The sequence below is a fragment of the Acidimicrobiales bacterium genome, from assembly GCA_035630295.1.
Lineage (GTDB): Bacteria > Actinomycetota > Acidimicrobiia > Acidimicrobiales > Iamiaceae > Iamia.
The window spans coordinates 138,158-149,867 of sequence record DASQKY010000005.1 but is presented as its reverse complement, the minus strand read 5'-3'; the positions used below and the strand labels follow the sequence as shown (position 1 = coordinate 149,867).

At 74.3% G+C, this 11,710-nt stretch carries 10 protein-coding genes; 6 read left to right on the top strand and 4 right to left on the bottom strand.

Annotation, left to right across the window (positions count from 1 at the left end; all coding sequences use genetic code 11):
- The first annotated feature begins 45 nt into the window (after positions 1 to 45).
- Positions 46 to 609, top strand: coding sequence for an acetolactate synthase small subunit (gene ilvN / locus VEW93_01980; GenBank protein HYI60554.1), 564 nt, complete (start codon positions 46 to 48; stop codon positions 607 to 609).
- 89 nt (positions 610 to 698) lie between these two features.
- Positions 699 to 1,727, top strand: coding sequence for a ketol-acid reductoisomerase (gene ilvC, locus VEW93_01975; protein HYI60553.1), 1,029 nt, complete (start codon positions 699 to 701; stop codon positions 1,725 to 1,727).
- Positions 1,728 to 1,859: 132 nt separating this feature from the next.
- Here ilvC and VEW93_01970 read toward each other — a convergent pair whose 3' ends face one another.
- Positions 1,860 to 2,369: a DM13 domain-containing protein gene (locus VEW93_01970; protein HYI60552.1), complete on the bottom strand. Its 510-nt coding sequence runs from the start codon at positions 2,367 to 2,369 to the stop codon at positions 1,860 to 1,862.
- Positions 2,370 to 2,619: 250 nt separating this feature from the next.
- The gene (locus VEW93_01965; GenBank protein ID HYI60551.1) at positions 2,620 to 2,757 is read right to left on the bottom strand and encodes a hypothetical protein; all 138 of its coding nucleotides are present in this window, start codon (positions 2,755 to 2,757) and stop codon (positions 2,620 to 2,622) included.
- Positions 2,758 to 2,824: 67 nt separating this feature from the next.
- Here VEW93_01965 and VEW93_01960 point away from each other — a divergent pair, with 67 nt between their 5' ends.
- On the top strand, positions 2,825 to 4,153 hold the full coding sequence (locus VEW93_01960; GenBank protein ID HYI60550.1) for a hypothetical protein: 1,329 nt from the start codon (positions 2,825 to 2,827) through the stop codon (positions 4,151 to 4,153).
- Positions 4,154 to 4,219: 66 nt separating this feature from the next.
- Here the strand turns inward: VEW93_01960 and VEW93_01955 are convergent, their stop codons facing one another.
- Positions 4,220 to 5,083 (bottom strand): META domain-containing protein, encoded by an 864-nt coding sequence (locus VEW93_01955; protein ID HYI60549.1) that lies wholly within the window; start codon positions 5,081 to 5,083, stop codon positions 4,220 to 4,222.
- 150 nt (positions 5,084 to 5,233) lie between these two features.
- Positions 5,234 to 6,373, bottom strand: a complete 1,140-nt coding sequence (serC, locus tag VEW93_01950) for a phosphoserine transaminase (GenBank protein HYI60548.1) — start codon at positions 6,371 to 6,373, stop codon at positions 5,234 to 5,236.
- Between the two features lie 177 nt (positions 6,374 to 6,550).
- Here serC and VEW93_01945 point away from each other — a divergent pair, with 177 nt between their 5' ends.
- Genes VEW93_01945 through serA form a run of 3 tightly spaced genes read left to right on the top strand, consistent with a single transcriptional unit; the run spans position 6,551 to position 11,710 of the window.
- Entirely contained in the window at positions 6,551 to 7,762 is a 1,212-nt protein-coding gene (locus tag VEW93_01945) for a pyridoxal phosphate-dependent aminotransferase (protein ID HYI60547.1), read from the top strand.
- 4 nt (positions 7,763 to 7,766) lie between these two features.
- A complete protein-coding gene (locus VEW93_01940; GenBank protein HYI60546.1) occupies positions 7,767 to 10,085 on the top strand; it encodes a prolyl oligopeptidase family serine peptidase in 2,319 nt (772 codons plus the stop codon).
- Positions 10,086 to 10,141: 56 nt separating this feature from the next.
- A complete protein-coding gene (gene serA / locus VEW93_01935; GenBank protein ID HYI60545.1) occupies positions 10,142 to 11,710 on the top strand; it encodes a phosphoglycerate dehydrogenase in 1,569 nt (522 codons plus the stop codon).

Here is an 11,710-nt window from a genome sequence, read left to right as displayed (position 1 = left end):
GTTCCAGGCTGGCGGCGGGGTCGGCACCGGAGAGGGAGGGAACTGATGCCCACGCGCACCAGCGGCACCCGCCGCGACGCCGGACCCGGCCACGAGGTCCGCCACCACGTGCTCTCGGTGCTGGTCGAGAACCGGTCCGGCGTCCTGGCCCGGGTGGCCAACCTGTTCTCCCGGCGGGGCTACAACATCGTCTCCCTGGCCGTGGCCCCCACCGAGGACGAGCAGTTCAGCCGCATCACCATCGTCGTCGACGTCGAGTCGTCCCCCCTGGAGCAGATCGTCAAGCAGCTCGACAAGCTGGTCAACGTGGTCGACATCAGCGAGCTCGACCCCCGCCACTCGGTGGAGCGCGAGCTCCTGCTGGCCAGCATCACCGCCCCCGCCGACCGGCGGGGCCAGGTGGTGGAGCTGGTGCAGATCTTCGAGGGCCGCATCCTGGCCGTGACCCACGACGAGCTGACGGTGTCGCTCGAGGGACACCCCACCAAGGTGGACGACTTCGAGGAGATGCTGCGCCCGTTCGGCATCCTCGAGATCCAGCGGACGGGCCGCGTCGCCCTGCCCCGCCTCGACCACCTTGGAGCGGCCGCCGTCCCGGACGCATCCTGAGGGGCCCCCGCACCCCGCCCGCGCCCCCACCGGCGGCGCGCTGACATCCCGGGCCCCCGGCCCGACCGACCTGAGAGGTTCCCCGAACCATGGCCACCGTGTCGTACGAGGCTGACGCCGACCGCTCCCTGATCGCCGACCGCAAGGTGGCCATCCTGGGCTACGGGTCCCAGGGCCACGCCCACGCCCTCAACCTGGCCGACTCCGGCGTCGACGTGCGCGTCGGCCTGCGGGAGGGCTCGTCCTCGGCGGCCAAGGCGGCCGAGGCGGGCCTGAAGGTGGCCGGCCTGTCCGAGGCCTGCGCCGAGGCCGACGTCATCATGATCCTGCTGCCCGACACTGAGCACGAGGCCGTCTTCGCCGAGCACGTGGCCCCCAACCTGAACCCGGGCGACGTCCTCCTGGTGGCCCACGGCTTCAGCGTGCGCTTCGGCTACATCGCCGCCCCCGAGGGCGTGGACGTGGCCCTGGTCGCCCCCAAGGGGCCCGGCCACCTGGTGCGCCGCACCTACACCGAGGGCGGGGGCGTGCCCGCCCTCATCGCCGTCCACCAGGACGCCTCCGGCACCGCCCGGGGCGTGGCCCTGGCCTACGCCGATGCCATCGGCGGCAGCCGGGCCGGCGTGCTCGACACCACCTTCGAGGAGGAGACCGAGACCGACCTGTTCGGTGAGCAGGTCGTCCTCTGCGGGGGGCTCACCGCCCTGGTCCAGGCCGGGTTCGAGACCCTGGTCGAGGCCGGCTACCAGCCCGAGTCCGCCTACTTCGAGTGCCTGCACGAGCTGAAGCTCATCGTGGACCTGATGTACGAGCAGGGCATCGCCGGCATGCGCTACTCCATCTCCACCACCGCCGAGTACGGCGACCTGACCCGCGGCCCCCGCATCATCACCTCGGCGGTGAAGGCCGAGATGAAGAAGGTGCTGGGCGAGATCCAGTCCGGCGCCTTCGCCGAGGAGTTCGTGGGCGAGGTCAAGGGCGGCGGCTCCCGCTTCGAGGCCCTGCGCCAGGCCGGCAAGGACCACCAGATCGAGCAGGTGGGCGGCGAGCTGCGCTCGATGATGCCGTGGATCTCGGCCGGCAAGACCAAGGTCGAGGACGCGTCAGGCGGGGACTGAGCTCACCGCCAACGGCTTCCACCCCCACGAACCTGGCACTTTTTCGTACCTCTGCGGTACGGAAAGGTGCCAGGTCCGGTGAAGGGGCCGTGGCGCGTGAGAGTGGTCCGGGTCGTCGACCAGAGGTCGGGGTCAGGACAGGGCGGCCTCGGTGAAGACGTAGTCGAAGCGCCGGCACCAGACGTCCACGGAGGTCACCGCGGTCGGGTCGATGTGTGCGGGCAGCTCGTAGTTCTGGGCGCCCCGGTTGCCCTTGAGGACGCCGAGGTCGACCTGCTCTCCGTCGACCAGGGCCCGCACCCGCAGGTCGGGGCCGTTGTCGGTGGCGAAGTCGTCCTCGAAGCGGACGAAGGCCTGCGCGCCGTCGGTGAGGATGCGGGCCGTCCCTTCCCCCGGATGGCCCTTCTCCACGAAGGTGCCTGAGCTGGCCACCGTGACCTCCGGAACGGCGGGCGGGATCGACGGTGCCGGCTCGGTGGCGTCGCCCTCCTCGCCCCCGGGCCCGATCGGCCCGGTGGGAGCCACCGCCCCCGACTCGAAGACGGGCCCGGCTTCGGCCACCTCGTCGTCGGTGAACAGGGCCTGCACCTCGAACACCCCGAAGGCCAGGACCGCCGCCACCAGCACTCCGACGGCGCCCACGGTCACCAGGAGGAGTCGGCGGCGGGTCCTCGGCGATCGGTCCTGGGGAGAGGACGGGACGGGGGCGGTCACGGGTGGCCTCCTTCGAGGGCGATGTCCGGGGTCGGCGGTGACGGTACGCCCCAGAGCCGAGATCCGGCCAGGGGCCCGGGCCCCCGGGGAGCCACCCCCGCTCCGACCGGGAACAGGGCGGAGGGTCGCCCTTCCCGTGCCCGTGTCGGGGATCCGGGTCGCGCCCGGGCGGAACGGCTCAGGGGGCGGTGAAGCCCAGGCCGCGGTCGCCGGCGGTGAGGGTGAGGCGGCGCTCCTCGATCTCGTAGGCCACCTCGCCGTCGAGCAGGGCCACCACCGCGGCCAGTGGGCCGGCGTGCCCGGCTCGCGCTGGCACGACCGGGCCGTGGCGCGCTGACCCGGGGAGTACCGTCGGCCCGGTGCCAGGTGATGCCCTTCCGTTCGTGGACGCTGCCGACTACGGAGTCGTCGCCGACGGTGTCACCGACGACACGGCGGCGTGGCAGGGCGCCATCGACGCCGTGTCCCTGGCCGGCGGGGGGACGCTCTGCTTCCCGCCCACCGGGGACGCCACCGTCATCTCCGGGCCGATCGTGTTCGGTGGGCAGGTCGGTCTGTGGGGAACGGCCACGAGGTTCCTCCCCCCCAACGCCCGCAAGGCGTGCCTGTTCCTGACGGAGGATGATGGAGCCGTCGTGTTCGGTGACCACGGCGCCGGAGGGGATACGGCCACGGGACCCAAATCGGGGAACTTTTCCATCGACGGCACCAACGGTGGGGACCCCACGGGCCTGTTCAAGTCGCTGCTCACGCTGGAGCGCCTGTTCGAGGGCGTCAACCTCTACAACGCGCCCGGGGACGCGTTCCTTGTCGAGGAGAGCCAGAACTGCCAGTTCGTACGCATCTCGTCCAACCAGGCCGCTCAAGACGGTCTGGTCATCGACAAGGGTGCCGGTGGCCTCCTGTTCTCGGGGTTCGAGTTCGCGGGCTCGGGCCGTGACGGCATCTCCATCAAGGCCAACGCCGGCCAGCCCGGGACCTTCGGCTCCAACCCGTCACACATCACGTTCCAGCACGGCATCGCCGAATACGCCAACCAGACCAGCGGCACGTTCCGCAACTGCGTCCGGGCGGCAGCGGGGGGCAGGGTCGTGTTCGACAACTGCGCGTTCGGAGCGACCGGGGTCAACGGCACCGACGGCTACGTCCTGCGCCTCGAAGATGCGGACCTCGTGTTGCGTGACACCGAGGTCGACGGCAACCACCAGACCACCGGAGCTGGCCTGGTCTACGCCAAGAACTGCCGACTGGCGCTCACCGGGTCACCCCGATTCATCGTCGCTCCCACGGTCTTCACGTTCGACACGGCGATCACCCTCCTGGCGGACCGTGTCCCGTACACCTCCAACACGGGCACCTTGTTCACGCTGACCAACGGCGCGTCTCTGGGCGCCTCGCAGATCAACGGGCCGAGCGGGGCGGTCTCCGTCGCGGCGGCGGGCGCCTTCGCCTACGACCCCGTGGCCTACTCGTACATGACCGCCGTCGTCACGGCGAACGCAACGAGTGGCAACCTTGCGGCGGGCCTGTTCCCGGGGCACCGGTTTACGCTTGCCGCCTACCAGTCGGCTGGGTCGGCGACCTTCGCCCTGCCATCCAACGTGGCTTGGGCCGGGGCAGCCCCGGTGCTCGGTTCCGTGGCGGGCTCGTACCTGGCTGCCACCGTGATCTGGGACGGGTCGAACTGGCTGGAGGTCAGCCGAGCCGGTTGACCCGACCGCCACGCGCCGAACCACCCAGTGGCGCTGGAAGGGCGCCAGGGCCGGTGTGGACGCGGCTCAAGCTGCGGCGAAGCCCAGGCCGCGGTCGCCGGCGGTCAGGGTCAGGCGCCGCTCCTCGATCTCGTAGGCCACCTCGCCGTCGAGCAGGGCCACCACCGCGGCCTCGGTGGTGACGGTGTCGCCCTCGCAGGCGGCCCGGGTCAGTTCCGGAGCGGCGAAGGCCAGGGTCCCGTCGGCCACCTCCACCGTGCCCGAGCCGGTGTTGCACCCGGTGTCCAGCACGTAGGTGCCGTCGGCGGCCAGGGTGAGGGTGGCGGTCGGGCCGGGGACGCTGCTGGCCGTCCCGTCGGCCGAGGTGCCCTCCAGCACGGTGTCGAGGGTCCAGGTGGTCCCGACCAGGGGCACGTCGGGCGACGCCGTCTCCCGATCCAGCAGGGTGAGGGTGGTGGCGCCCGAGGTGAGGACCAGCGTGTCGCCGTCGACCTCGGCCTCCACCGATCCGGACAGCACCTCGGTGATCCACTCGTCCTGGGCTTCCCGGGCCGGGTCGCAGCCGATGAGGGTGGCGGCTGCCTCGTCCCCCAGCTCGATCCCGGAGCCCGTGAACCGGTAGCTCCGGCTGATCGAGTTGCACCCGGCGGAGATGCGCAGCTCGTCCTCGGCGAAGGCCAGCCGCAGCTCGGTGCCCTCCACCAGGGGTCGGGGGGCGCCGTCCTCGGTCATCTCGGTGGCCACGAAGGTCCGCCCGGCCAGGGGATCCGCCGCCGGGGCCGGTTCGGTGGCTCCGGCCGCGCCGTCGGCCGGCTCGGTGGCCCCACCACCGCTGTCGCCCGGTCCGGCGTCGAGGTCGTCACCGCCGTCGTCGCCGCAGGCCAGGGCCACGGCGGAGCACAGGAGCAGGACGACGAAGCGGGAGCGCATGCCCGTCCGACGGTACCGCCGGGTCACCGGTTCCCCAGGGACACGAGGGCGGTCGGCGACGGGCCACCAGGTGCGTGAGTGCAGTGGGCGATGACGGGGTGGGTGGCCGACCGGCCCGACGGCGGTTCGCCGTCCCGAGGGGGCGGGGGCTCAGGCCGAGCGGAGCTCGGCCACCACGTGGTCGACGCAGCGGGTCAGGGCCCGGACGTCGTCGGGCTCGATGGCCGGGAACAGGGCGAAGCGGAGCTGGTTGCGGCCCAGCTTCCGGTAGCTCTCGGTGTCGTGGACCCCGTTGGCCCGCAGCACCCCGGCCACGGTGGTGGCGTCCACGTCGCCGGCCAGGTCGATGGTGGCCACCACGGGGCTGCGCAGCGCGGGGTCGGTCACGAAGGGCGTGGTGTGCTCCGAGGCCTCGGCCCAGCCGTAGACGATGCCGGCGTTGGTGGCGCACCGCCCCGCGGCCCAGTGCAGGCCGCCGCTCTCGTTGATCCACTCCACCTGCTGCACGGCCAGGAAGATGGTGGCCAGGGCCGGCGTGTTGTAGGTCTGGTCCTTGCGGCTGTTCTCCAGGGCGATGCCCAGGTCGAGGCTGGCCGGCACCCAGCGGTCCGACGCCGCCAGCCGCTCGATGCGGGCCACGGCGTCGGGCGAGCAGGCGGCCAGCCACAGGCCGCCGTCGGAGGCCAGGCACTTCTGGGGGGCGAGGTAGTAGACGTCGGTCTCGGCCGGGTCGAAGCGCGCCCCGCCGGCCGCCGAGGTGGCGTCGACCAGGACGAGGGCCCCGTCGTCGGCGCCCTGGGGGCGCACCAGCTCGGTGATGACCCCGGTCGAGGTCTCGTTGTGGGTCAGGCAGTAGGCGTCGACGCCCTCGACCGCGGCCAGGGCCGGCGCCGTGCCCGGCTCGGCCTTGGCCGTCGACGGCTCGCCCAGGTGGGGGGCGGCCCGGGCCACCGCGGCGAACTTGCCCGAGAACTCCCCGAACACCAGGTGGTGGCTGCGCTGGTCGATCACCCCGAACGACAGGGCGTCCCAGAAGGCGGTGGTGCCCCCGTTGCCCAGCAGCACCTCGTAGCCGTCGGGCAGGGCCAGCAGCTCGGCCAGGCCGTTGCGCAGGCGGGCCACCATGAAGCGCACGCCGGCCTGGCGGTGGGAGGTGCCCAGGTAGTCGTTGGCCTCGGCGGCCAGGGCGGCCACCGCCTCGGGCCGGACCTTGGACGGTCCGGAGCAGAACCGGCCGTCGGCCGGCAGGAGGTCGGTGGGGATCCGGATGTCGGGCAGGGCGGCGCTCACCGCGCCAGTGTGGCGGCCTCCCGCCGGCGACCGAAATCCCTTCGCCCGCCTCCCAACTTCGGGCCAGTGACGACGCACGTGGCGGTCTCCGGTCCAGAGTTCGTTCGCTTTGCGCCCGGCCGCCGGGGGAAGCTGGCGACGAGCGTCCCGCCCGCCGCCCGGAGAGAAGGACCGTCGATGTCCCAGCCCACCCCCGCCCGCCTGTCCCGGCGCATCGCCGCCATCACGCCGTCGGCCACGTTGGCCGTCGACGCCCGGGCCAAGGAGCTGAAGGCGGCGGGGGAGCCGGTCATCGGCTTCGGTGCCGGCGAGCCCGACTTCCCGACGCCGGCCCACGTGGTGGAGGCCGCCGTCGAGGCCAGCCGGGACCCCCGCAACCATCGCTACACCCCGGCCGGCGGCCTGCCCGAGCTGAAGGAGGCCATCGCGGCCAAGACGCTTCGCGACTCGGGGTACCAGGTCGAGGCCGGCCAGGTGGTGGTCACCAACGGTGGCAAGCACGCCGTCTACAACGCCATGGCCGCCCTGCTCGACCCGGGCGACGAGGTGCTGCTGCCGGCGCCGTACTGGACCACCTACCCCGAGCCGGTGCGCCTGGCCGGAGGGGTGCCGGTCGAGGTCCCCACCGACGAGGCCGCCGGCTTCCGGGCCTCCGTCGACCAGCTGGAGGCGGCCCGCACGCCCCGCACCAAGGTCCTGGTGTTCGTGTCGCCCTCCAACCCCACCGGCGCCGTGTACCCCCGGGACGAGGTCGAGGCCATCGGCCGGTGGGCGGTCGAGCACGGCATCTGGGTGGTCACCGACGAGATCTACGAGCACCTCACCTACGACGACCACCGGTTCCACTCCATGCCCGCCCTGGTGCCGGAGCTGGCCGACCGCTGCCTGGTCCTCAACGGCGTGGCCAAGACCTACGCCATGACCGGCTGGCGGGTCGGCTGGATCGTCGGCCCCGTGGACGTGGCCAAGGCGGTCGCCAACCTCCAGTCGCACCAGACCTCGAACGTGGCCAACGTGAGCCAGCGGGCCGCCCTGGCCGCGGTCAGCGGGGGCCTGGACGACGTGGCCCGCATGCGCGAGGCCTTCGACCGGCGGGGCAAGACCATGCACCGCCTGCTCAACGGCATCGAGGGCGTCACCGCCATGACCCCCGAGGGGGCGTTCTACGCCTTCCCGTCGTTCCGGGCCGTGCTGGAGCGGGGCACGGTGGCGGGGCGGCCGGTGTCGAGCACCGTCGAGCTGGCCGAGGTGGTGCTGGACGAGGCCAAGGTGGCCATCGTGCCCGGCGAGGCCTTCTCGGCCCCCGGCTACGCCCGGCTGTCCTTCGCCCTGGGCGACGACGACCTGGGCGAGGGCCTGGGCCGCATCGCCGAGCTCCTGGCCCGCTGAACCGGTGACCGGGCAGGTCCGCCCTTACGGCACCTGGCCCTCGCCCCTCACGCCCCAGGCGTTGGTGGCGGGGGCGGCCACCGTCGGCGAGGCCCGGGTCGACGGCGACGACGTCTGGTGGAGCGAGGCCCGGCCGGCCGAGGGCGGCCGCGTCGAGCTGGTGCGGCGCCGGGTCGACGGCACGGCCCAGGCGGTGCTGGGCCGCCTCGACGCCGCCCGCGAGCCCTCCGACGGCGAGGCCCTCACCCTCGACCGGCGCTGGAGCGCGCGGACCGCCTTCCTGGAGTACGGCGGCGGGGCCTGGTGCGTCGAGAGCGGCGTGGTCACCTTCGCCCACTGGGACGACCAGCGCCTGCACCGGCTGGTGGCCGACGACACCGCCGCCCTGCCGACGCCGCTGACCCCGGCCCCCCGGTCGCCCCGGGGCCTGCGCTACGCGGAGGTGGTGGCCTGGGACCACGCCTGGGTGCTGGCCGTGCGCGAGGCCCACCCCGGCGAGGAGGGCGTCCCTGGCGACGCCCGGGAGCCGGTGCACGAGATCGTGGCCGTGCCCACCGACGGCTCCGCCGCCACCGAGCCCGGCCGGGTCCGCGTGCTCGTCTCGGGGCCCGACTTCCTGTCCGGCCCCCGGCCCGGGCCCGGGCGCCTGGCCTGGGTGCAGTGGGACCACCCCCGCATGCCGTGGGACGGCACCGAGCTGTGCGTGGCCCGCCTGGGCCGAGACGCCGACGGCGGCCCCGTGGTCCGGGACGCGGTGACGGTGGCCGGGGGAGCCGAGGAGTCCGTGGTCCAACCCGAGTGGGACGCCGCTGGCGACCTGTGGTTCTCCTCCGATCGCTCGGGCTGGTGGAACCTGCACCGGGTCGGCGACCCGGGCGGCGACGGCCCCGACGCCCGGCCCCGGGCGGTGGCCCCGGTCGAGGCGGAGCTGGGCGGCCCCCGCTGGGTGGCCGGCCTGCGCTGGTACGCACCACTGGCCGACGGGCGGCTGCTGGCCACCGTGACGGCCGGCGGGTCCACCACCCTGGCGCTGGTCGAACCGCCTGCCCTGGGGGAGGGCGGCGCCGGCCGGGTGGTGCCGTTGGCCGTCGACCTGGGTGGCGCCCCGGTCACGGTGGCCGGGCAGGTGGGTGCGGGTCCCGGCCCGGCTCAGGCCGTGGCCGTGCTGGCCTCGGCCCGGTGCGAGCCGACGCCGGTGCTGCTCGACCTGGGATCCGCGGCCTCTGCTCCTGGGTCCGACGCCGGCCGTGGCCGCCGCGCCGTCCCCGGCTCGGCCCGGTGGTCGGGCGGCGCCTCGATCGCGGCCGAGGGCGCTGGTGCTCCGGCGCCCGGCGCGCCGGCCGCCTTGACCGTGCCGGGTGGCTCGGGGCCCGGCCCCTCGGTGGACCCGTCCGGCGGCGCCGGCACCCCGGGCCGGGCCTCGGGAGATCGGCCCCGACCGGTCCGGTGGCTGGCCCTGCGAGCTGCCCGCCATCTCGGGCTGGCCCCGGACGACGTCTCGGTCCCCGAGCCGGTCAGCTTCCCCAGCGCCGGGGGGCGCACCGCCCACGCCCTGCTCTACCGGCCGGCCCGGGCCACGGTGACCGGCCCGGCGGGGGAGCGGCCGCCGCTGGTGGTCATGATCCACGGGGGGCCGACCTCGGCGGCCCGGCCCATGTTCGACCTGCGCACCCAGTTCTGGACCACCCGGGGCGTCGCCGTGGTCGACGTCGACTACGGCGGCTCCACCGGCTACGGCCGGCCCTACCGGCGGCTGCTGGACGGGCAGTGGGGCGTGGTCGACGTGGAGGACTGCGTGGCCGCCGCCCGCCACCTGGCCGCCGAGGGCGTCGTCGACGGGGACCGCATGGTCATCCGGGGCGGCTCGGCCGGGGGGTTCACGGCCCTGCTGGCCCTGTGCACCTCCGACACCTTCGCCGCCGGCACCAGCCTCTACGGCGTCACCGACCTGGCTGCCCTGGCCCGCGACACCCACAAGTTCGAGGCCCGCTACACCGACGGCCTGGTGGGCCCGTGGCCGGAGGCGGCCGACCTCTACGCGGCCCGCAGCCCCCTCACCCAGCTCGACCGCCTGGCCACGCCGGTGCTGGTGCTCCAGGGGGCCGAGGACCACGTCGTGCCCCCGGCCCAGGCCGAGGCGGTGGTGGCCGCCCTGGCCGCCAAGGGCGTGCCCCACGCCTACCTGCTCTTCCCCGGCGAGGGCCACGGCTTCCGCGGCCAGGAGACCATCGTCCGGGCCCTCCAGGCGGAGCTGGCCTTCTACGGCCGGGTCCTCGGCTTCGCCCCGGCCGACGAGCTCCCGCCCCTTCCCCCGACGGTGTGACGGGCGGGCCAGGCGGTCGGTTGGTCCGGCCCGGGGACAGGGGCCAGACTCGGCCGATGGCCCGAGTGCTCGTCACCGAGAAGATCGCCGACGGCGGGCTGGACGCCCTGCGTGCCGCCGGCCACGACGTCGACGTCCGCACCGGGCTCGACCCGGACCAGCTGGTGGAGGCCGTCCCCGGGGCCCACGCCCTGATCATCCGGTCGTCCACCCAGGTCACCGCCCAGGTGGTGGAGGCCGGGGCCGACCTGGTGGTGGTGGGCCGGGCCGGCATCGGCCTCGACAACGTCGACGTGGAGGCGGCCACCCGCCGGGGCGTGATGGTGGTGAACGCCCCCCAGTCCAACATCCTCTCCACCGCCGAGCACACCATGGCCATGCTCCTGTCGGTGGCCCGCAGCGTGCCCCAGGCCCACGCCGCCCTGGTCGACGGGCGCTGGGAGCGGTCGAAGTGGGTAGGCGTGGAGCTGGCCGACAAGACCCTGGGCATCGTGGGCCTGGGCCGCATCGGCAAGCTGGTGGCCCAGCGGGCCAGCGCCTTCGGCATGCGGGTCGTCGCCCACGACCCCTTCGTGGCCCCCGAGCGGGCCCGCCAGGTCAACATCGAGCTGGTCGACCTCGACACGCTGGCCGCCACCGCCGACTTCGTCACCCTGCACGTGGTCAAGACCCCCGACACCATCGGGATGATCGGCGAGGACTTCTTCGCCAAGGCCAAGCCCGGCATCCGCATCGTCAACGTCTCCCGCGGCGGGGTCATCGACGAGGAGGCCCTGGCCGCGGCGCTGGCCGACGGCCGCTGCGGGGGGGCGGCGCTGGACGTGTTCGCCACCGAGCCCCCCACCGGCTCGCCCCTCTTCGCCCAGCCCACCTTCGTGGGCACCCCGCACCTGGGGGCCAGCACCCGGGAGGCCCAGGACAAGGCCGGCGACACCATCGCCGAGCAGGTCCGCCTGGCCCTGGCCGGCGAGTTCGTCCCCTTCGCGGTGAACGTGGCCGCCGCCGAGGCGTCCGAGACGGTGCGCCCCTTCCTGGGCGTGGCCGAGCAGCTGGGTGGCACCTTCGCCGGCTTGGCCGAGGGCCTGCCCCCGGTCATCGACATCGAGTACCAGGGCGAGCTGGCCGGCTACGACACCCGCATCCTCACCCTGTCGGTGCTCAAGGGGGCCTTCGCCGGCAGCACCGAGGAGCCGGTGAGCTACGTCAACGCCCCCCAGGTGGCGGCCGAGCGGGGCATAGAGGTGCGCGACACCACCACCGTCACCACCCGGGACTGGGTCAACCTGGTGACGGTGTCCGGGGGCGGCCACTCGGTGTCGGGGACGCTGGTCGGGCTGCGATCCGAGCCCCGCCTGGTGATGGTGGACGGTCACCGCGTCGACGTCCCGCCCCCGCCCCACATGGTCGTGGTCCGCAACGACGACCGGCCCGGGGTGATCGGCCGGGTGGGCACGGTGCTGGGCGAGGCCGGCGTCAACATCGCCGACATGGACGTGGGCCGCACCGAGGAGGGCGGTTCGGCCCTCATGGTCATCGCCACCAGCCAGGCCGTCCCGGCCGGCGTGGCCGACGCCCTGCGGGCCGCCGAGGGGATCCTCTCGGTGGCGGTGATCGACCGGCCCTGA